Source organism: Pseudomonas fontis (assembly GCF_028656955.1).
Classification (GTDB): Bacteria; Pseudomonadota; Gammaproteobacteria; order Pseudomonadales; family Pseudomonadaceae; genus Aquipseudomonas; species Aquipseudomonas fontis.
Map to the genome: position 1 here is coordinate 1 of NZ_JAMDGY010000113.1, position 20,561 is coordinate 20,561.

Sequence of the window (20,561 nt, forward strand, 5' to 3'; positions counted from 1 at the left end):
GGCAAGACGGTATCTACAAGGTCTCGGGTGGGAGGTCAGAACAACCAGCGATACAGCAGGTACGCAACCACCACCGCCAGCACCGGCCGCAAAATGCGGTAGGCCTTCGGGTTGCTGCGCTTGAACTGCTTCACCCGGCTGCTGATCACGTTGCTGAAGCGCTTGCTCCAGGCATACGCCTGGTTGATCCCGCCGACACGCTCATCATCGGTATTCTGCGGCGCAGTCGCCCGGCCGAGGAACGCACTGACCTTGCGGTTGATACGGGTCATCAACGGGCTGCTCAGCGGCCGCTCGATGTCACAGAACAGGATCACCCGGGTCACGTCGGTCTCGTTCTTCACCCAGTGCACGTAGGTTTCGTCGAACATCACGTCCTCACCGTCGCGCCACGCATACACCTGGCCATCGACATAGATGCGGCAATCGTCCGAATTCGGCGTCGACAACCCCAGGTGATAACGCAACGACCCGGCAAACGGGTCACGGTGCGGGTTCAGGTGGCTACCGCCAGGCAGCAGCGCGAACATTGCGCCCTTGACGTTGGGAATGCGGCTCACCAGCTCTACGGTCTTCGGGCACAGGGCCTCGGCCGAGGGCAGTGGCTTGTCGTACCACTTGAGGTAAAAGCGCTTCCAGCCCTTCTTGAAGAACGAACCGAAGCCGGCGTCGTTGTCCTTTTCGGCAGCGCGGATGTAGCCCTCGTCAAACAGGTGCATGGCCTCTTCGCGAATGACTTCCCAGTTGTCCTTGAGTACATCCAGCTCCGGGAACTTGCTGCGGTCCAGGTACGGCTTGGACGGCACCGCGGAAAACAGGTACATCAAGGCGTTATAGGGGGCAAACAGCGCCGAATGGTTGACGAATTGCCGCAACAGCGGCAACCGCGCCTTGCCGCGCAGGTGCACGTACAGCGTGCTGCCGATAAACAGCAGCAGGACACCCGCCTTGGCGACAAAGGAAAAGGTCATGCAACACTCCTTGAATTTCGACCTGGCCATCACTGCCAGATATAGAGTCGGCCATGATAAACCGAACAGGCCCCGGTAAAAACAACCGGGGCCTGACATTCAGTGTTGAAAATTGTGCAACAACCAACCCGCGCAGATATTGCTGCGGGTCAGGTAAACCGGCACTTGCCGGGGTTACTGGGTGGTTTCCTGCTCGGTGAACAGGCTGCTGAACAGCGGGCTCGACAGGTAACGCTCGCCCGAGTCCGGCATGATCACCACGATCGTCTTGCCCTGCATCTCCGGTTTTTCGGCCAGGCGCACGGCTGCCACCATCGCCGCACCGCAGGAAATCCCGCAGAGGATGCCTTCTTCCTGCATCAGGCGCAGGGCCATGGCCTTGGACTCTTCGTCACCAACCTGCTCGACCTGGTCAACCATCGACAGATCGAGGTTGTTTGGCACAAAACCGGCGCCAATGCCCTGGATCTGGTGGGAACCCGGCTTGATCTCCTGGCCGGCCAAGGTCTGGGAAATCACTGGCGAGAGCAGCGGCTCGACCGCCACCGAGAGAATCGACTTGCCCTGGGTGTTCTTGATGTAGCGCGACACGCCGGTGATGGTGCCACCGGTACCGACACCCGCCACCAGCACATCGACCGCGCCGTCGGTGTCGTTCCAGATTTCCGGGCCGGTGGTCTTCTCGTGGATCGCCGGGTTGGCCGGGTTGTCGAACTGCGCCGGCATGAAGTACTTGGCCGGGTCGCTGGCGAGGATCTCGCTGGCCTTCTCGATGGCGCCCTTCATGCCCTTGGCCGGCTCGGTGAGTACCAGCTCGGCACCCAGCGCCTTGAGCACCTTGCGCCGCTCGATGCTCATCGACGCCGACATGGTCAGCATCAGCTTGTAGCCGCGCGCGGCGGCAACAAACGCCAGGCCGATACCGGTATTGCCCGAGGTCGGCTCGATGATGGTCATGCCCGGCTTGAGCTTGCCGCTGCTTTCGGCGTCCCAGATCATGTTCGCGCCAATTCGGCATTTGACCGAATAACCCGGGTTGCGCCCTTCGATCTTGGCCAGGATGGTCACGCCGCGCGGGGCGATGCGGTTGATCTGCACCAGCGGCGTGTTGCCGATGGAGTGCGCGTTGTCAGCATAGATACGGCTCATGACGGGGTCCTTTTGGCACCAGGCGGAAAACCTCAAGGGTAAGCCTGCCCTGTGGGTGCGTCCACCCCGGACCAACGGTCGGAAACAAAACCTCACACGATCTGACCAGGTCACGCCGTGACGGCCCATTCAGAGACTGAATAGAGCGTCTGCGTTCCCAGTCATGCGGGGGCCGCGTTATAGTCGTGCATGACAATTTTTCCGCCGGGGCCACGTATCCCGGCGCATCGTACTGAGGATGGGCACATGAAGTTCGAAGGCACCCGCGCATACGTCGCCACCGACGACCTGAAACTGGCAGTCAACGCGGCGATCACCCTGGAGCGCCCGCTGCTGGTCAAGGGCGAACCCGGCACCGGCAAGACCATGCTCGCCGAGCAACTGGCCGAGTCCTTCGGCGCCAAGCTGATCACCTGGCACATCAAGTCCACCACCAAGGCCCACCAGGGCCTCTACGAGTACGATGCGGTCAGCCGCCTGCGCGACTCGCAGCTGGGCGTGGACAAGGTCCACGATGTGCGCAACTACCTGAAGAAAGGCAAGCTGTGGGAAGCCTTCGAGGCAGATGAGCGGGTCATCCTGCTGATCGACGAAATCGACAAGGCCGACATCGAGTTCCCCAACGACCTGTTGCAGGAACTCGACAAGATGGAGTTCTACGTTTACGAGACCGACGAGACGATCAAGGCCAGGCACCGCCCGATCATCATCATTACCTCGAACAACGAGAAGGAACTGCCGGACGCCTTCCTGCGCCGCTGCTTCTTCCACTACATCGCCTTCCCGGACCGCGACACCCTGCAGCAGATCGTCGACGTGCATTACCCGAACATCAAGAAGGACCTGGTCAGCGAAGCGCTCGACGTGTTCTTCGATGTGCGCAAGGTGCCGGGCCTGAAGAAGAAGCCGTCGACTTCCGAACTGGTCGACTGGCTGAAGCTGCTGATGGCCGACAATATCGGTGAAGCGGTGCTGCGCGAGCGCGATCCGACCAAGGCCATCCCGCCGCTGGCCGGCGCCCTGGTGAAGAACGAGCAGGACGTGCAGTTGCTTGAGCGCCTGGCGTTCATGAGCCGTCGCGGCAACCGCTGAGCCAACGAGGGCGATTGCCATGCTGCTCAACCTGTTCAATGAAATGCGCGCGGCCAAGGTGCCGGTGTCGGTGCGTGAGCTGCTCGACCTGCTCAATGCCCTGAAGCAGCGGGTCACCTTTGCCGACATGGACGAGTTCTACTACTTGTCGCGGGCGATCCTGGTCAAGGACGAACGGCATTTCGACAAGTTCGACCGGGCGTTCTCGGCCTACTTCAAGGGCCTGGAGAACCTCGACCGGCACCTGGAGGCGCTGATCCCGGAAGACTGGCTGCGCAAGGAGTTCGAGCGCTCGCTGAGCGATGAAGAGCGCGCGCAGATCCAGTCCCTGGGCGGGCTGGACAAGCTGATCGAAGAATTCAAGAAGCGCCTGGAAGAACAGAAGGAACGCCATGCCGGCGGCAACAAGTGGATCGGCACTGGCGGCACCAGCCCGTTCGGCTCGGGTGGTTTCAACCCGGAAGGGATTCGCGTCGGTGATGCCGGCAAGCGCCAGGGCAAGGCGGTGAAGGTCTGGGACCAGCGCGAGTACAAGAACCTCGATGATCAGGTCGAGCTGGGCACGCGCAACATCAAGCTGGCCTTGCGCCGGCTGCGCAAGTTTGCTCGCCAGGGCGCAGCGGACGAACTGGACATCGATGGCACCATCGACCATACCGCGCGTGATGCCGGGTTGCTCAATATCCAGATGCGTCCGGAGCGGCGCAACAGCGTGAAGTTGCTGTTGCTGTTCGACATCGGCGGTTCGATGGATGCGCACGTGAAAACCTGCGAGGAGCTGTTCTCGGCCTGCAAGACCGAATTCAAGCACCTGGAGTATTACTACTTCCACAACTGCGTGTACGAGTCGGTGTGGAAGAACAACATGCGCCGCACCTCGGAGCGCACCTCGACCATGGACCTGCTGCACAAGTACGGCGCGGACTACAAGGTGGTGTTCGTCGGTGATGCGGCAATGGCGCCTTATGAGATCACCCAGCCGGGGGGCAGTGTCGAGCACTGGAACGAAGAGGCCGGGTATGTGTGGATGCAGCGCTTCATGGAGAAGTACAAGAAGCTCATCTGGATCAACCCGTACCCGAAGGAGACCTGGGGTTATACCGCGTCGACCAATATCGTTCGTGAGCTGGTCGAGGACCGGATGTTCCCGCTGACCTTGCGTGGGCTGGAAGAAGGGATGCGCTTCCTGTCCAAGTAAGGCATCGCGGGACTAGCCCGCTCCCACAGAGATCGCTGCTAACCACCCAAATTGATGTAGAACACAATCCCTGTGGGAGCGGGCCTTGCCCGCGATCAGGCGCTAAAAATCAGCAAACCGCTGCAAATACTGCCGATGTTCTTCCCACGCCAATGCCTGTACCACCGCCCTGAACCGCACCTGCGCGCCTGGTAAACACTGCGCCAGGCGCGCCAGCGAAAGCGGCGTCAGCGCGCCTAGGCGTGGGTACCCGCCAATCGTCTGGCGATCGTTGAGCAGCACGATCGGCTGCCCATCCGGCGGCACCTGCACCGCCCCCAGCGGGATACCCTCGGAAATCATCGGCGCCCCCTGATACTTCAAGGCCGGGCCCAACAGGCGTATCCCCATGCGGTCCGCCCGACTGTCCAACGTGAATGCTCGGTTGAACGCCTCGAACAGGCTCTGCCCGGCAAAATCACCAATCTGCGCACCCACGATCAGGTCCAATACCCCATCGCCACACAGCGACGGTCGCAACGCTGGTGGCACCTCGCGCACGCCAGGCGCCGCCCCCGCCCAGCTCAAACGCTCGCCCTTGGCCAGCGCCTTGCCCTGCCCGTCCAGCCCGCCCAGTTCCTCGCGCACCACGCTGGCACAACTGCCCAGCACCTGTGGCGCATCAAACCCGCCCGGCGCCGCCAGATATGCACGCGCGCCTGACAACGGCTGGGACAACTGCAAGCGCTGGCCTTTGCGCAAAACGAAGCTGCGCCACGGCTTCAGCGGCTGCCCGTCTATTCGCGCATCCAGGTCGCCCCCCGCCAGCGCCAGCACGCAATCGGCCTCAGCTACCACGCCAAAACCACCCAGGGTGACCTCTACCACGGCCGCCCCCGGGGCATTGCCCAGCAGCCCGTTGGCCCAACGCATCGACACCCAGTCCAGCGCCCCACCCTGGGTCACGCCCAAATGGCGCACGCCAAAGCGCCCGGCATCCTGCAGCAGGCACAGCGGGTTGCTGGCCTCGATCAACAAGCCGCTCATGGCGGACACTCCAGCGGCGTATCGTCCCCGCCAAGGTTGACGAACGTCGCCCGGTCCACCGCGACAAACCGCACCCGGTCGCCAGGCTGCAGCAGGCTGAAGCCCTCGCGCTGGCGGTCAAACAGTGTGCTCGGCGTGCGCCCGATCAGGTTCCAGCCACCGGGCGAGGCAGCCGGATAGGCCGCCGTCTGGCGCTCGGCAATCCCCACGCTACCCGCCGCCACGCGCTTGCGCGGGGTGGCCAGGCGTGGTGCGGCCAACGACTCATCGACCAGCCCCATAAAGGCAAAACCGGGGGCAAAGCCCAGGGCAAACACCTGGTACTCGTGCGCGCAATGCCGACGGATCACCTCGGCCTGTGGCAGGCCACTGCGCCCGGCCAGCAAGGCCAGCTCCGGGCCGACGCTGAGGTCGTACCACACGGGGATTTCGTGGCTTTGGCCCGCGCCAGCGCTGTCTGGCTGCAAGTCAGTGAGCGCTTCGGCGATCAGCCCGCGTGCCTCGTTCGGCGACAAGACCAGCAGGTCGAATTGCACCATCAAGGTGGTGTAGGACGGCACCAGATCCACCAGATTCCCGGCAAATACGGCGCGCAAGCGCTGACTGGCAGCGAGCAGCCAAGGCATGTTGGATTCTTCGATCACCTCGAACAGGCGCACCATCAGGCAGTCGATGGCCACCACTTCGATGCGTGCATTCATGACCCTGGCAGCGCATCGAGCGCCTGGCGGATTTGCCGGACGGCAGCCACCGAGCTGGCGTTGTCACCGTGCACACACAGCGTATGCGCCTTCAGCCGCAAGGCACTGCCATCGCTGGCAATCAGCGCCTCGCCGCGCGCCAGGCGCAGGGCCTGCTCGACAATCTGTGCCGGGTCATGATGCACCGCGCCTGGCAAGCGCCGCGACAGCAAGCGCCCGGCGCCGTCATAGGCACGGTCGGCAAAGGCTTCGAACCACAGCGTCACGCCGAATTCATCGCCCAACGCCTGCGCGGCGCTGTCGTCTGCGGTGGCCATCAGCATCAAGGGCAGTTGTGGGTCGTACTCGGCCACCGCGCCCAACACCGCGCGCAGCTTCTGCGGGTCGGCCATCATGTCGTTGTACAGCGCACCATGGGGTTTGACGTAGGCCACGCGCGTGCCCTGGGTGCGGCAAATGCCATCCAGCGCGCCAATCTGGTAATGCAGCAGGTCGCGGATCTCTTCGTTGCTGCAGGCCATCGAGCGCCGGCCGAAACCGGCCAGGTCCTGATAGGCAGGGTGGGCACCCACCGTGACCCCGTGGGCCGATGCCAGCGCCACGGTATGGCGCATGATCCCTGGGTCACCGGCGTGAAAGCCGCAGGCAATGTTGGCGCAGTCGACAAAGGGCATGACCTCGGCATCCAGGCCCATGGTCCAGCTGCCAAAACTCTCACCCATGTCGCAGTTCAATAGCAGACGGCTCACGCGAGTCCCCTTGCGGTGTGCGGTATGACGATTCTAGCGCCAGCTGGGCGCAACCGGCTTGCGCCGCCCGCCGAGGATCACCCAACCGATCAGCAACAAGGCGCTTTCGACCAGCAGCGCCAGCAGCATCGCGCAGCCCAGGCCCCAGGCGACGGCTTCCGGGGCCAGGAGGATCTGGTAGCTGTAGCCCTTGAGGGTTTCCTCGCGCAGCGCCGGGTCGGCCGCCACCAGCACATGCCAGGTGCGGGTAGCCCAGGAACCCTGGAGCATCGCCCATTCGTGCTCGAACAGCGCATTGCGGATCTGCAGGCTTTCGATGCTGTTGGCATCGCTGTTGAACACCGGGTCGTCACTGGCGCGGTAATGCTTGACCAACGCCTGCAAATCGCCGTTGAAGAAACGCTGGGCGGTCTGGTTGAAGCCCTTGAGACCTTCGCGGGACTCCAGCAGGTGCGCTTCGACGCGCTGGCCATACGCATTGATCAGGCCAGGGACTTGCACCCCGACCAGCAAACCAAAGGTGAACAGCAACAACCGCAGGTAACTTCTGAACATGAAGCCGTTCCTTAGCGCAACTTAGCGTTCCTGACCCTGGGCAATGCACTCGCCACGTCGCCACAGGCCCCATTGGCCGGGCTGGTAACGCTGCCAGGTTTCGTTTTCGGTGAGGGCCTCGGTGGCGATCACCGTGACCACGTCGTTGGGCGTGGTCTCGGCCTGGAAGTCGACGATCATGTCGACGTCCTTGAGCCGGGCCGGGCCAAACGGCGCACGCCGGGTAATGTGTACCAGCTTGGTCGAACAGAAGCAGAACAGCCAGTCGCCATCGCTGAGCAGGCAGTTGAACACGCCCTTGCCGCGGTACTCGGCGCAGGCCTGAACCAGCACCGGCAGCAGCTCTTCAACGTCGACAGGCTCGGGGAACGCCGCCCGTATCCGATTGAGCAGGTCGCAGAACGCCGCTTCGCTGTCGGTATCGCCAACCGGCCGATAGAAACTGCGCAAGCCCTGCAAGTCAGCCAGTTGGCCATTGTGCGCAAAGCACCAGTTGCGGCCCCACAGTTCGCGTACAAACGGGTGGGTGTTGGTCAGGCAGACCTGGCCGACGTTGGCCTGACGGATATGGCCAATGACCACTTCACTCTTGATTGGGTAACGCTGCACCAGGTTGGCCACTTCCGACTCGCAGCTCGCGGCCGGGTCCTGGAACAGGCGCAGGCCGCGCCCTTCATAAAAGCCGATGCCCCAGCCATCGCGGTGCGGGCCGGTGCGCCCACCACGCTGCATCAGCCCGGTAAAGCTGAAAACGATGTCGGTTGGCACGTTGGCGCTCATGCCCAGCAATTCACACATGGTCGCTCTCTCGCTTCAGGGCAGGCTCGGGGTATTACAAACGGGGTTCGAGGCGCTCACGGCTGCCACCGGCCGGTGGCTCGGGCGGCTCGTTGCGGTAGCGGTCGCGGCTGTCGGCGGCAAACGGCTCGTCAGCCAGCACTTCTGCCGCTTCACGCTTATTGGCCGCATCGGCTTTTTCGCGGCGCTCGCGGGCGCGTTTTTCCAGCGGCCAGCGGATCAGCACGAACAACGCATACAGGGCGAAGGCGATGATCCCGTACATGACCAGGTCGGAGACGGCACGCCAGACATTACTGCCGACCTTGAACAACAGGTCCAGGGCAGTGATGGCGATGGCCGGGGCGAACTTGTCCTTGACCGGGTCGATGATGGTCGGGGTCAGCAGCAGCACGGCCATCACCACCCGCAGGGGTTCACGCAGCCAGCGCCACATCCAGCTGGTCAGGCGAAAGCCGACCCATAGGCAACCCAGGGCGGCCAGGGCATAGAGGCCCCAGGCGAGCAGATAGTCGTTCTCGGTCATGGTGTCCGTGGCAAGCTAGGCAAATAGGCGCTTATGATAACGACTTTTCAGCGCGCAGGCGCCCCCTAGCCAAGAGAACCCCGCATGTCCGCCACTGCCAACGCTCCCCGTGCCCCGATCGCCCGCCAGGATGCGGGCAGCGACCCGTATGCCTGGCTCCAGGAACGCGACGCGCCCGAGGTAATGGATTACCTGAAGGCGGAGAACGCTTATCAGGAAGCCCAGCTGGCCGACCAGGCCGAACTGCGCGAACAGCTGTTCCAGGAGATCAAGGGGCGCATCCTCGAGACCGACCTGTCGCTGGCCTCACCCTGGGGCCCGTACCTCTACTACCCCCGCACCACCGCCGGTGACGAATACCCGCGTCACTACCGCTGCCCGCGCCCGGCCGACGACTCGGCAACGGTCGACGAAAGCCACGAAGAGCTGCTGCTGGACCCGAACGTGCTGGCCAATGGGGGCTTCCTCAGCCTCGGCGCCTTCAACGTCAGCCCCGACCACCAGCGCCTGGCCTACAGCCTGGACACCAACGGCGACGAGATCTACACCCTGTTCGTCAAGGAACTGGCCAGCGGCGCAATCAGCGAACTGCCGTTCGAGGACTGCGACGGCAGCATGACCTGGGCCAACGACAGCCAGACGCTGTTCTTCGCCGAACTGGACGACACCCATCGCCCGCACAAGCTGCTGCGCCACCGCCTGGGCAGCGACACCGCCGAGCTGGTGTTCGAGGAGCCGGACGGGCGCTTCTTCCTGCATTGCTACCGCGCCAGCTCCGAGCGCCAGTTGATCCTGCTGCTCAACAGCAAGACCACCAGCGAAGCCTGGGTTCTGGATGCCGAGCACCCCGAGCAGGCCTTCACCTGCTTGGCGCCGCGCGTTGAAGACCATGAGTACTACCCAGACCACGGCCAGCTCGACGGCCAGTGGCGCTGGTTTATCCGCAGCAACCAGGACGGCATCAACTTCGCCCTGTATCACGCGCCATCCGATAGCGTGCCGCGCCGTGAGCAGTGGCAGGTGCTGGTGCCACACCGCGAGCAGATCATGCTCGAAGGCATGACCCTCAACGCGGCGGCACTGACCCTGAGCCTGCGCGAAGGCGGCCTGCCGATCATCGAAGTGCACCCGCAGGGGCTGGCGGCCTACCGCGTCGAGCTGCCCGATGCGGCCTACAGCCTGTATGTGTCGGACAGCCTGGAGTTCGTCAGCCAGCGCATCCGCCTGCGCTATGAAGCGCTGAATCGCCCGGCCCAGGTACGCCAGCTGGAGCTGCTGAACGGCGAGCAAAAGGTGCTCAAGCAGACCCCGGTACTTGGCCCGTTCGACGCCGACGCCTATGTCAGCCAGCGCCTGTGGGCGACGGCGGCCGATGGCACCCAGGTGCCGATCAGCCTGGTGCAGCGGCGTGAAGACCTGGGCAAGCCGGTGCCGCTGTACCTGTATGGCTACGGCGCTTATGGCGAAAGCCTCGACCCGTGGTTCTCGCATGCCCGCCTGAGCCTATTGGAGCGTGGCGTGGCGTTTGCCATTGCGCATGTGCGTGGCGGCGGCGAGCTGGGCGAGGCCTGGTACCGCGCCGGCAAGCAGGAACACAAGACCAACACCTTCGGCGACTTCATCGCCTGCGCCGAGCACTTGATCGCCAATGGCGTGACCCGCGCCGAGCAACTGGCGATCAGTGGCGGCAGTGCCGGTGGCCTGTTGATCGGCGCGGTGCTGAACCAGCGCCCGGACCTGTTCAAGGCGGCGATTGCCGAGGTGCCGTTCGTCGACGTGCTCAACACCATGCTCGACCCCGATCTGCCGCTGACCGTCACCGAGTACGACGAGTGGGGCAACCCGGCAGACCCCGAGGTGTATGCGCGGATCAAGGCCTATGCACCGTACGAGAACGTCAAGGCTCAGGCCTACCCTGCCCTGCTGGTAGTGGCCGGCTACAACGACAGCCGGGTGCAGTACTGGGAAGCGGCCAAGTGGGTAGCCAAGCTGCGAGTCACCAAGACCGACGACAACCTGCTGCTGCTCAAGACCGAGCTGGGTGCGGGCCATGGCGGCATGAGCGGGCGCTACCAGGGGCTCAAGGATGTGGCGCTGGAATACGGGTTCGTCTTTAAAGTGCTGGGGCTGGTGTAAATCGGGATTTTTGTTGTCTGATCCTTCGATTCGCCGGCAAGGCCGGCTCCCACAGGGATGTGTTATCCATCAAATCCTGTGGGAGCCGGCCTTGCCGGCGAAAAGCAGACACCACACTCTCAAAGAAAAAGACCGACCGCGATGCCCGACCCGAACCTGCTGAACAACGCCATCCGCGACATGCTCATGGACTGCGGCCTCTTCGACCAGCTCCAGCCCGGCGACTTCCAGGCGGCCGCCGGCTATTTCAGCATCAGCAACATGAGCGCCGGTGAGAGCATCTTCAGTGAAGGTGATGCCGGCACCTTCATGTGCATCCTGCACTCCGGGCAAGTCTCGGTACGCAAAAACAATCCGGACGACCAGCCGGTGGAAATCGCCGTCCTGCGCAAAGGCCGGGCCTTTGGCGAAATGGCCGTGCTTGACGGCGAACGGCGCTCGGCCAGTTGCATCGCCGCCACCGACTGCCAACTGCTGAACCTGGGCAAGGACTCCCTGGAGAAAATGCTCAACGACGCCCCGAAAATCGCCGCCAAGATCATCCGCGCCCTGGCCGTGGCGTTGTCGCGGCGATTGCGCATGCTGGACGGCCAGCGCCTGTCGCAGCAGGTCTAGCCTTCGCGCGGTTTGTCTCGGGTGGCGTCTGGCGTCAGCCCGGGCAATGGCTGGTCCTTCGGCGGGCTGGGCAACGGCATTGGCGGCAATAGCGGCGCGCCGGGTTTGCCGGCCCCGGCCTTGGGAATACTCGACGGGGCCACTTGCGGGTACGGGGTTGGCGTCGCGGTGCCGGGGGCGCCGGGGACGGGCGCAATCGGCCGGGGTTGCAGGTCGGCGGCCTGGGCCAAGCCCAGGTGGGCGACGAACAGCAAGGCAATACGGGCAGCACGCATAAGCAGGTTCCTCGAGGGTCCTGGCTACAGGCTACTCCCTGCGCCGGAGGTTTGCCTGTCCGAAGTGCCCATCATGGCGCTAAACTTCAGGGCATAACCGTAGCAAGCCCGAGAAAGGTAATCCCATGAGTTCGCCATCTTCCGCCGCCGCCACCGCGCGGCTCGACCGTATCCTTGCCGACGCCAAGCGCGACAAGGACATGGGCTATCGCGACAAGGCCCTGAGAATGTACCCGCACGTGTGCGGCCGCTGCGCCCGCGAGTTCGCCGGCAAGCGCCTGAGCGAGCTGACCGTGCACCACCGCGACCACAACCACGACAACAACCCCCAGGATGGCTCGAACTGGGAGCTGTTGTGCCTGTACTGCCATGACAACGAGCATTCGCGCTACACCGACCAGCAGTACTTCAGCGACGGCTCGCTGAGCACCCCAAGCATTGCCAAGGCCACGCACAACCCGTTCGCCGGGCTGTCGGGGTTGTTGAAGAAAGACTGATGTTGGCGCCGGCAATGCCGGCCCCCACAGATTCTGCCAAGCCCGTATAATCGCGCCCTTTACTTGCAAAGGGCCCCGGCACGTGGCGAACAAACGGTACAGCTGCATTGGTCTGTTCAACCCCAAGTCAGCAGAGAACGTCGGTTCCGTGATGCGCGCGGCGGGCTGTTATGGCGTCAACTCGGTGTTCTACACCGGCAAGCGTTATGAACGCGCACGTGACTTCGTCACCGACACCAAGCGCGTGCATTACGACATCCCGCTGATCGGCATCGAAGACCTGCAAAAGATCATCCCGCTGGGCTGCACCCCGGTCGCCGTGGAGCTGGTCGAGGGCGCCCGCCCCCTGCCCGAATACACCCACCCCGACCGCGCGATCTACATCTTCGGCCCCGAAGACGGCTCGCTCAGCGATGAAGTGCGCGCTTGGTGCGAAGAAACCATCTACATCCCGACCAACGGCTGCATGAACCTCGCGGCAACCGTCAACGTCGTGCTTTACGACCGTCTGGCCAAGGGCCTGAACACCCGCTCCGGGCCGAAATTCAAGTAAGGGCGGCACATCGCGGGGAACAGCCACGGCGCCACGACGGTCTGCTGACTAATATCGCCCCCAACAGGAGAACCACCATGCGCGAGAACAACACGTCGACCCAGGCTACTGCGCTGCAGCGTGACCCCGAGCACAACGTGCAAGGCTGGGAGCGCGCAGGCTCCGTCGCCACCGGGGTGATCATGGTCGGCAAAGGGCTGCGCAAGGGTGGGTTGTTCGGGCTGATCCAGGTCGCTATCGGCGGGGTTGCCCTGGCCCGTGGCATCACCGGCCACAGCTCGGCGAAAAGCCTGCTGGAGCGCGGTCGCCGCGACCTCGACCAGATCCGCACGAAGATCGAGCGCAGCGGCGAAGAGCTGCAAGCGCTCAAGGCCAGCGCCACGGCGGCAACGCGCACAGCCACGGTGACCGGCAACGACTCGCTGGAAACGCCCAAGCCCTAACGCAGCAGTTTGCTCTGCAGCACCTCGGACTCACGGCCCAGCACGTTTTCGCTGATCCGGATGAATTCGCTGGTACTGACCTGGTTCAGGCGCATTAGCGCCTGGGCCACGTCATCCAGCGAGCGCTGGTTCTTGGTGTGGATACGGATCTCCCGGTCCAGTGCCTGCAACAGCAGCACCGCCCGCGCCACCACCGCATCGTTGACCTGCTCACCACGCAGGCTGGTGACCTTGCCGGCCTGCTTGCCCAGCCGCGCCTGCACGCTCTTGTAGCGCTCGTCGGTCATGCCACCGGCGCGGTGCAACAGTTCGATCGCGTAATATTCGGCCAGCCCTTCACCGATCCAGTCGCTGCGCTCCTTGTCGTTGATCTGGGCAAAGACCCTGACCAGCTCGCGCAACACCGGGCTGCTGCCGGTCTCGCTGACCAACGGCCGCGCGCTATTGATAAAGATCGACTGGTTTGCCGCCCGTGCCCCTCGCCACATCTGCTCATGCGCGCCCACCAGCAGCAGCTTGGGCGGGTTGCGCGGGAACACCGCTTGCAGTTGCGGCCAGACGAACGTCAGCAGGGTCAGCGTGTCCATGCGGCGCAAGCCCTGGCCTTGCGGCCCGGCGACACTCACCTCGGTATCGCCCAGGCGCTCCCGGCGCGTGCCGATGGTGCCGGCGAGCATCCAGCCGGTCGGCCGGTCGAACAGCCGTGAAACGTTGTCGACCCGAAAACGCTGCTTGCCGATGCGCGGCCAGGCCGTCTCGACACTCTTCCAGCCCGTGGGCAACTCGAAGGCCAGGCGAGCAACCAGCTCGGTGCCGTCCTGCTGGTCCAGGCGCGTGGGGGGCACCAGGTCCTCGCCACGGAACAACGCCCAGGTCGGCGTGATGCGGCTGTCGTAGCTGCCGTTCTTGAGGCGATGGTTCAGTTGTACGCGATAGGTGAAGCTGGCCTTGCCCGCCGCCGGCTGCCAAACGCCGCGCTGGCCGTCGGCTTGCACTGCCCACGGGCCATCGGCGTGAAAATCGCCATAGAGACCGTCCTTGCCCAGGTCGAAGTCCAGGCTGCGCACCGCTGCACCGTCGGCCAGGGTCAGGCGCACCTCGGCCTGGCCGTTTTGCGGCAACAGGCGTACGTGGTAGTCCAGGTCGACTTTCTTGGCCCAGGCCGGGCTGCTGGCCAACACCAGCAACAGCCACGCCAGGTGGCGACGCGCACGCATAACCAAACTCCTTGTCCCCCGGTAAGCGCCAGCCGTGGAGGGCTTAGCTGGCGCGGAAAATCAGATAGTCTTCCCAGTCGTCTTCGTCGACGCTGTCTTCACTGAGCATGCGCCCGGACTGGGAAATACGCTGCTTGTGCACCTGCTCGCGATCGCCGCACATCAGGTGGTGCCAGCTTGGCAGGTCCTTGCCTTCACTGACCAGGCGATAGCCGCAGGTCGGTGGCAACCACTTGAATTGATCGGCCTTGCCCGGCGTCAGCTGGATGCAGTCAGGCACATGCTTGAAGCGATTGGGGTAGTCGCTGCACTGGCAGGTCTTGAGGTCCAGCAGTTTGCAGGCAATACGCGTGTAATAGATGCTGTTGTCGTCTTCATCTTCAAGCTTTTGCAGGCAGCACAGGCCGCAGCCGTCGCACAACGACTCCCACTCCTGACGGTCGAGCTGCTCGAGCGTCTTGCGGGTCCAGAAGTGGTCGGTGGTTGCGAGCATGTAACGGGTGTCCTGTTCCAATTCGAGTGTACCGGTGCGGCGGCGCCAGTCTAGGGCGTGTCAGCGGGCATTGCCAGACCGCTTGTCAGGGTTGGTGCGACACAGTAGTTTTGCACCTCTTGTATTCTTCCACCCCTCTCAGGAACACGCCATGAGCGCCAATCCTCGCGTTGCCGAATATGCCATCGACGATCAGTTCATCAAGCGCTGGTCGCCACGGGCATTTACCGCCGAGCCGATTTCCGAAGAAACCCTGCTGAGCTTCCTCGAAGCCGCACGCTGGGCGCCTTCGGCGTACAACTCGCAACCTTGGCGCTTCCTGTTCGCCCGCCGTGACACCCCGAACTGGGAGCGTTACCTGGGCCTGCTCAACGAGTTCAACCGCAGCTGGGCGCAGCATGCCTCGGCGCTGGTGATCATCGTGTCGAAAACCACCTTCACCGCACCAGGCGCCAGCGAAGAGACGCCAGCGCTGTGGCACACCTTCGACACCGGCTCGGCGTGGGGCCACCTGGCGCTGCAGGCAAGCCTGAGCGGCTGGCACACCCATGGCATGGCCGGCTTCGACCAGGAGCTGACCCGCAAGGAGCTGAAGATTCCTGAAGGCTACGCACTGCACGCCGCCGTGGCGATCGGCAAGCTGGGCGACAAGGCCAGCCTGGCCGAAGGCCTGCAAGCCCGCGAAGTGCCAAGCCCGCGTCGGCCGCTGAGCGAGCTGGCGGCTGAGGGTGATTTTACTTTGTAAGTGCTTTGGGGCCGCTGTCGCGGCCCATCGCCGGCAAGGCCGGCTCCCACAGGGGTTTACCCAGCTAGGTATAACCTCTGTGGGAGCCGGCCTTGCCGGCGAGAGGCCCCGGCGACGGGCTCAATAGCCGCGCAAAAAATCCACTTCCCCGCGCAACGCTTCACCCGCCTCAAACGCCCGCACATTCTCGACAAACAAGCGCACCATCGCCGCCGGCGAAGTTGGCGCCGAACTGTGCCCGGTCAGCAGCAAGCCCCAGGCCGTCCAGAACGGGTGGCGCTGCGGCAACGGTTCCTGGCGGCATACATCAATCACCGCCCCCGCCAGATGCCCGACCTTCAACGCCTCGACCAGGTCAGCATCAACCACTGCCACGCCACGCCCGGCATTGATGAACAAAGCCTCGGGGTTGAACCGTGCAAACATCGCCGCGTCGTACAGGTCATGGGTAGCCGGGGTATCCGGCAGCAGATTGACCACATAGTCCACCTCCCCGACCAGACGCCCCAGCTCAGACAACCCGGCAACCTCGATGAACGGCGCCTGCTCCCGCGCGTCGCTGGCAATGCCATACAACTTCACGCCAAACGGCTGCAAGAGCTCCGCGACGCGCTGGCCGATATCACCCGTGCCGACGATCAGCACCCGCCGCCCTTCCAGGCTGCGCCCCACGCGCCCGTCCCACTTGCGCTCGACCTGGCTGACCAGGCGCGCCAACACCTCGCGCTCATGATTGAACAGGTAGGTGAGCACATATTCGGCCATCACCTGGCCGAAAATCCCCACCGCACGGGTCAGGCGGTAATCCCTGGGCAGGCCGTCCGCCAGCAACGGCGTGATGCCCGCCCAGGTCGACTGCAACCAGCGGGCCTGGTGGCCCTGGCGCAACAATGTTGCCAGCAGGTCCGGCTGGCCCAGCCACACAGGGCAATCGGCCGCCAGGCGCGACAGCTCGGCGGAGTCACCGCTGGTCAACACCTCCAGCTCAGGCGCAGCCTCACGCAGCAGATTGGCGTAGAGGGCATGATCCTGTTCGGCGATCAAAACGCGCATGTTTTATACAACCTTGGCAAAAACGACGACGGCGGCCAGGTCAACACACTGGCCGCACGCGGGAACAACGGAGGGCGGATTACATCGCGTCGTTGCGGCGCAACAGCTCTTCAGGCAAATGCTCGATGTACTCGTCCTCGGCTGGCGGCATCTGCAGGTGATAACCCTGCTGCTCGAGGTTTTCCAACACCTTGGTGATGTCCTCGCGGGCCAGCACGCGTTCAGGCGTCAAGACCAGGTCAAAGGCATGCACCGGCTTGCCGAAGAACGGCAACAGGGCCTCTGGTACACGCTCCAGGCCATCGGCCTTGAGCACATAGAGGTACATTTCGTTCTTGCGTGGGCTCTTGTAGATCGAGCAGATTTTCTTCATGGCTGTTCTCCGGCACTGGCGAGACAGTCGAGCAGCGCCTGGCCCATCCGTTCGCGACGCCAGCCGCGCAACGATTCGGGCAGTTGATAAGGCCCGTTGGGATAACCGCTCTTGAGCAGCGCCTCTAGGGTTTTCTTGCGTAGCATCAGTTCCTGGGCGATGTTCAGGCGCTCGCCCTCGGCCTGGCCAATGGCGCGCAGTTGCTTGAGCACGGCCGACGCCTCGATCGGCAGCGGCTCCGGCAGCGCTTCTGGCCATTCGCTCGCTGGCAGGCTGCCAGCTTGCTTGATCATCTCCAGCAGGAACTCACCGTCCTGACGAATGGTACGCGGGTGCATATCCTCGATTTTCGCCAGTGCCGAAAGGTTGTTCGGCTGCGTGCGGGCCATGGGCCACAGGGCGTTCTCCCGCACGATACGGTTGCGTGGTACATCACGGCTGCGCGCTTCGCGCTCGCGCCAGGCGCACAGTTCGCGCAGTACGGCCAACTGGGCGCGGGACAGCTTCCAGGCCAGCTTGGCGTCGCGGTACAAGGCATAGGGGTCGATTTCGCGGCGCATCTGCGCGACCAGCTCGGCGCCATCGTCCAGCACCCAGTCGTTCTTCTCGTCGGACAACTGCGTGCGCAGGCGGCCATAGAGCTCGGCCAGGTGCACGGCATCTTCGGCGGCGTAGCTGACCTGGGTCTCCGACAGCGGGCGTTGCAGCCAGTCGGAACGGGTCTCGCCCTTGGGCAGGTCGATGTCCAGCACTTCCTGGACCAGACGCGAATAGCCCATGGAGAACCCGAGGTTCAGGTAGCCGGCGGCCAATTGGGTGTCGAACAGCGGCGCTGGCAGGCTGCCGGTCAGGCGCAGCAGCACTTCGAGGTCTTCGCTGCAGGCGTGCAGCACCTTGATCACGTTGCGGTCTTCGAGCAGTTCGGCCAGCGGTGCCCACTCGGTGACCTGCAATGGATCAATCAGGTAAGCCCGTACTCCGTCACCGACCTGGATCAAACCGGCTTTCGGATAAAAGGTGTCGACCCGCATGAACTCTGTGTCTAGCGCCACGTAAGGCAGTTGCCGCCACTGAGCACAGTGTTCGGCAAGGCTGCCATCGTCGCAAATCCAGTGTATTTCGATAGCCACAAGGCTCTCCCACAAACAATGGCGCGCAGTATATACGGCACAGGCCACCGTCGGGAAACCGCTCGACGGTGGCCTTGCATGCCTGTTTAGCGTGCTGCCTGGGCCGGATGACAGCCGGCGAACAGGTCCAGTTGCGGGTTGTAGACCTGAGTCTGGACCTGGAGCAGGCCCAGCATCGAGTGGAACAGGTTGTCCTGGCTCAACGGCTGGCTGGTCGACTGTTTCAGGCAGTCAGTATCCACAGCGTAGGCGCGTTTGTAGCCCTCGGAGAACCAGGTCACCAGCGGCACGTGCTTCTGCTGGTCGGGCGCCAACATGTATGGCGTGCCATGCAGGAACAGGTTGTACTCGCCCAGCGACTCGCCATGGTCGGACAGATACAGCATGGCGCTGTCCACCTGGCCCTGCTTGCTGCGTAGCACATCGATCAGCGACGACAGCACATGGTCGGTATAGAGCACGGTGTTGTCGTAGGCATTGATGATGCTTTGCTCGCTGCATTGGTTCAGCGCGTTGCTCTTGCACACCGGGGTGAAACGCTCAAAGGCCTTGGGGTAGCGCTTGTAGTACTCAGGGCCATGGCTGCCCATCTGGTGCAGGACCAGGACAGTGTCCTGCTGCAGGTTGTCGATCATCTCGCCCAGGCCCTGCAGCAGAATCTCGTCATGGCATTCGTTGTTGGCGCACAGCGCAGGGTCGGTCAGGTTGCTCACATCCACGAAGGTCACGCGGTCGCAGGTGCCCTTGCAGCCAGACTGGTTGTCCTTCCAGCGCACATCCAGGCTGGCACGCTTGAGCACGTCCAGCAGCCCTTCCTGGGTCTTGGCCTGGGTGGCGTCGTAGTTCTTGCGGGTGAGATTGGAGAACATGCACGGCACCGAGACGGCGGTTTCCGTGCCGCACGAGTGCACGTCGGAGAAGGCGATCACGCCGTCCTGCTTGCGCAGTTCGGGCGTGGTGTCACGCTCATAACCCAGCAGGCCGAAGTTCTGCGCACGCAGGCTCTCCCCCACCACCAGGACGGTCAGCGACTTGCGTGCATGCTGTTGCGCGGACTTTGCCCGCACCGCGTCTTCGCCAATCAGGCGCATCGGCATACTGGCCGAACCGATTTGCTCGCGGGCATAAGCAACCGTCGCGCCAATATAGTTGCTCGGCACGATCATCAAGCGCAGCTCGTGATGATTGCGAAACAGTGACGCCAGGCCCTGGTAGTTCACCAGGGCGACCCCGCCCAGGGTCGCCACGCAGGCCACGCTGACCACCAGCTTGCTCAGCAGCTCACGGTGCCAGGGGCGGTAGCTGATCGGCAACTTGTAGACAATCAACGCAGGCAGAACACCCAGGAGCAGAATATAAGCGCCCAGTTTAAAAGAGAGCAGGTCGCGCACTTCGGTGGCATTGGTTTCTGCGGTATTGCGCAACATGCCAACATCAATCATTACGCCATATTGGTTCATGAAGTAAGCCACACCGGCACTGACCATGAACAACGTGATCAATAACGGTTTCAATACGGGTTTGAATGCCAGCAAGGTCAGGATGAAGTTGAACGCGCACACCACCAGCAAGGCAAAGGCCAGGCGCAGCAGCAGGCCTTGGCCATCACCCGGAATGACCGAAAACACGTGCTGCCAGAGCACCTGGTTGAACCCGAGCAATAAAAACAGACTGGCAATCAACGTGACCCATTCGGCACGCAGCGGTTTTACCTTGAACATGGCGTTTGGCGTTCCCTGAACCCTGAGTAATGTCGTTGCGACACTTACTGAAAACAGGGCGAACTCTAGGCAGATAGCCATCAATTTTTCGTGAAAAGTTTGCTAACAAATAATTGTTCTGCGCTTGGGGAAATTAACAATGCTTCATGTTCAGCGAGTGTTCAGGAAGCCGGCTCGGTTGCCGCAGGGGAGCGGCTGACAGCCCTGCACTGCCCAAGCGCAGAAAGGCGACTATCCTCAAGGTTCACGAATCCCCGACCAGAACCCAGGAGAGGTGAAGAAATGCCGGTTAAGCACGATTTGCTCGCAGACTTGAACATGACCAGGGATGCGTTCGATGCGCACAAGAAAACCGATGCTCGCTTGAGTACGCTGCACGAACAATACAACGCCAAGGATGCCGAGGTGGTTGAAGCCGAGAATGCATCCGCCGATGACACACGGGTGACCTTGCTACGCAAGGAGCGCCTGAAGATCAAAGACGATATCGTCGCTCACGTGAAACGCTAAAACAGCATCGCCGGCAAGGCAGACTCCTACAGAAC

At 63.1% G+C, this 20,561-nt stretch carries 24 protein-coding genes; 9 read left to right on the plus strand and 15 right to left on the minus strand.

What is annotated here, in order from left to right; translation table 11 throughout:
- Positions 1–35: 35 nt before the first annotated feature.
- On the minus strand, positions 36–971 hold the full coding sequence (locus M5G11_RS25405) for an aspartyl/asparaginyl beta-hydroxylase domain-containing protein (protein WP_273909307.1): 936 nt from the start codon (positions 969–971) through the stop codon (positions 36–38).
- 174 nt (positions 972–1,145) lie between these two features.
- Entirely contained in the window at positions 1,146–2,120 is a 975-nt protein-coding gene (gene cysK, locus M5G11_RS25410) for a cysteine synthase A (RefSeq protein ID WP_273909306.1), read from the minus strand.
- 246 nt (positions 2,121–2,366) lie between these two features.
- Here cysK and M5G11_RS25415 point away from each other — a divergent pair, with 246 nt between their 5' ends.
- Positions 2,367–3,212, plus strand: coding sequence for an AAA family ATPase (locus M5G11_RS25415; RefSeq protein WP_273909305.1), 846 nt, complete (start codon positions 2,367–2,369; stop codon positions 3,210–3,212).
- A 19-nt stretch (positions 3,213–3,231) separates the two neighbouring features.
- Positions 3,232–4,410 carry a vWA domain-containing protein gene (locus tag M5G11_RS25420; protein WP_273909304.1) on the plus strand — a complete coding sequence of 393 codons (1,179 nt, stop codon included), beginning with the start codon at positions 3,232–3,234 and terminating at the stop codon, positions 4,408–4,410.
- A 102-nt stretch (positions 4,411–4,512) separates the two neighbouring features.
- Here M5G11_RS25420 and M5G11_RS25425 read toward each other — a convergent pair whose 3' ends face one another.
- The 6 genes from M5G11_RS25425 to M5G11_RS25450 are packed head-to-tail and all read right to left on the minus strand — an operon-like array spanning position 4,513 to position 8,765.
- Positions 4,513–5,436 carry a 5-oxoprolinase subunit C family protein gene (locus tag M5G11_RS25425; protein WP_273909303.1) on the minus strand — a complete coding sequence of 308 codons (924 nt, stop codon included), beginning with the start codon at positions 5,434–5,436 and terminating at the stop codon, positions 4,513–4,515.
- Positions 5,433–6,137 carry a 5-oxoprolinase subunit PxpB gene (pxpB, locus tag M5G11_RS25430; RefSeq protein WP_273909302.1) on the minus strand — a complete coding sequence of 235 codons (705 nt, stop codon included), beginning with the start codon at positions 6,135–6,137 and terminating at the stop codon, positions 5,433–5,435. Before pxpB ends, M5G11_RS25425 begins: the two co-directional genes overlap by 4 nt.
- Positions 6,134–6,886, minus strand: coding sequence for a 5-oxoprolinase subunit PxpA (locus tag M5G11_RS25435; RefSeq protein ID WP_273909301.1), 753 nt, complete (start codon positions 6,884–6,886; stop codon positions 6,134–6,136). The genes pxpB and M5G11_RS25435 overlap by 4 nt, the downstream gene beginning before the upstream one ends.
- 33 nt (positions 6,887–6,919) lie before the next feature.
- Positions 6,920–7,441, minus strand: a complete 522-nt coding sequence (locus M5G11_RS25440) for a DUF2937 family protein (protein ID WP_273909300.1) — start codon at positions 7,439–7,441, stop codon at positions 6,920–6,922.
- 21 nt (positions 7,442–7,462) lie between these two features.
- Positions 7,463–8,239, minus strand: a complete 777-nt coding sequence (locus tag M5G11_RS25445) for a class II glutamine amidotransferase (protein WP_273909299.1) — start codon at positions 8,237–8,239, stop codon at positions 7,463–7,465.
- Positions 8,240–8,273: 34 nt separating this feature from the next.
- On the minus strand, positions 8,274–8,765 hold the full coding sequence (locus M5G11_RS25450; RefSeq protein WP_273909298.1) for an MFS transporter: 492 nt from the start codon (positions 8,763–8,765) through the stop codon (positions 8,274–8,276).
- Between the two features lie 84 nt (positions 8,766–8,849).
- On the opposite strand from M5G11_RS25450, the gene M5G11_RS25455 reads away from it, so the two are divergent.
- On the plus strand, positions 8,850–10,901 hold the full coding sequence (locus M5G11_RS25455; protein WP_273925404.1) for a S9 family peptidase: 2,052 nt from the start codon (positions 8,850–8,852) through the stop codon (positions 10,899–10,901).
- 141 nt (positions 10,902–11,042) lie between these two features.
- Entirely contained in the window at positions 11,043–11,516 is a 474-nt protein-coding gene (locus M5G11_RS25460) for a cyclic nucleotide-binding domain-containing protein (RefSeq protein ID WP_273909296.1), read from the plus strand.
- Here the strand turns inward: M5G11_RS25460 and M5G11_RS25465 are convergent.
- Complete coding sequence (locus M5G11_RS25465) at positions 11,513–11,791, minus strand: hypothetical protein (protein ID WP_273909295.1); 279 nt, start codon at positions 11,789–11,791, stop codon at positions 11,513–11,515. The two genes, M5G11_RS25460 and M5G11_RS25465, sit on opposite strands and share 4 nt — an antisense overlap.
- Before the next feature lie 125 nt (positions 11,792–11,916).
- On the opposite strand from M5G11_RS25465, the gene M5G11_RS25470 reads away from it, so the two are divergent.
- The 3 genes from M5G11_RS25470 to M5G11_RS25480 all read left to right on the plus strand — a co-directional run bounded on the left by M5G11_RS25470 (position 11,917) and on the right by M5G11_RS25480 (position 13,284).
- Positions 11,917–12,288, plus strand: a complete 372-nt coding sequence (locus M5G11_RS25470) for a YajD family HNH nuclease (protein ID WP_273909294.1) — start codon at positions 11,917–11,919, stop codon at positions 12,286–12,288.
- An 82-nt stretch (positions 12,289–12,370) separates the two neighbouring features.
- Positions 12,371–12,841, plus strand: coding sequence for an RNA methyltransferase (locus M5G11_RS25475; protein ID WP_273909293.1), 471 nt, complete (start codon positions 12,371–12,373; stop codon positions 12,839–12,841).
- Between the two features lie 77 nt (positions 12,842–12,918).
- Positions 12,919–13,284, plus strand: a complete 366-nt coding sequence (locus M5G11_RS25480; RefSeq protein WP_273909292.1) for a YgaP family membrane protein — start codon at positions 12,919–12,921, stop codon at positions 13,282–13,284.
- Here the strand turns inward: M5G11_RS25480 and M5G11_RS25485 are convergent.
- Complete coding sequence (locus tag M5G11_RS25485) at positions 13,281–14,501, minus strand: hypothetical protein (protein WP_273909291.1); 1,221 nt, start codon at positions 14,499–14,501, stop codon at positions 13,281–13,283. The two genes, M5G11_RS25480 and M5G11_RS25485, sit on opposite strands and share 4 nt — an antisense overlap.
- A 43-nt stretch (positions 14,502–14,544) precedes the next feature.
- Positions 14,545–14,994 (minus strand): YcgN family cysteine cluster protein, encoded by a 450-nt coding sequence (locus tag M5G11_RS25490; protein WP_273909290.1) that lies wholly within the window; start codon positions 14,992–14,994, stop codon positions 14,545–14,547.
- 151 nt (positions 14,995–15,145) lie between these two features.
- Between M5G11_RS25490 and M5G11_RS25495 the strand changes: the two genes are divergently transcribed.
- Complete coding sequence (locus M5G11_RS25495; protein WP_273909289.1) at positions 15,146–15,739, plus strand: nitroreductase family protein; 594 nt, start codon at positions 15,146–15,148, stop codon at positions 15,737–15,739.
- Positions 15,740–15,859: 120 nt separating this feature from the next.
- Here M5G11_RS25495 and M5G11_RS25500 read toward each other — a convergent pair whose 3' ends face one another.
- The 4 genes from M5G11_RS25500 to M5G11_RS25515 all read right to left on the minus strand — a co-directional run bounded on the left by M5G11_RS25500 (position 15,860) and on the right by M5G11_RS25515 (position 20,016).
- Positions 15,860–16,792 (minus strand): D-2-hydroxyacid dehydrogenase, encoded by a 933-nt coding sequence (locus M5G11_RS25500; RefSeq protein WP_273909288.1) that lies wholly within the window; start codon positions 16,790–16,792, stop codon positions 15,860–15,862.
- Positions 16,793–16,871: 79 nt separating this feature from the next.
- Positions 16,872–17,165 (minus strand): YcgL domain-containing protein, encoded by a 294-nt coding sequence (locus M5G11_RS25505; RefSeq protein ID WP_273909287.1) that lies wholly within the window; start codon positions 17,163–17,165, stop codon positions 16,872–16,874.
- The gene (rnd, locus tag M5G11_RS25510; protein ID WP_273909286.1) at positions 17,162–18,295 is read right to left on the minus strand and encodes a ribonuclease D; all 1,134 of its coding nucleotides are present in this window, start codon (positions 18,293–18,295) and stop codon (positions 17,162–17,164) included. Before rnd ends, M5G11_RS25505 begins: the two co-directional genes overlap by 4 nt.
- 86 nt (positions 18,296–18,381) lie before the next feature.
- Entirely contained in the window at positions 18,382–20,016 is a 1,635-nt protein-coding gene (locus tag M5G11_RS25515; RefSeq protein WP_273909285.1) for a phosphoethanolamine transferase, read from the minus strand.
- A gap of 282 nt (positions 20,017–20,298) precedes the next feature.
- On the opposite strand from M5G11_RS25515, the gene M5G11_RS25520 reads away from it, so the two are divergent.
- Positions 20,299–20,526, plus strand: coding sequence for a DUF465 domain-containing protein (locus M5G11_RS25520; RefSeq protein ID WP_273909284.1), 228 nt, complete (start codon positions 20,299–20,301; stop codon positions 20,524–20,526).
- Positions 20,527–20,561 lie beyond the last annotated feature (35 nt).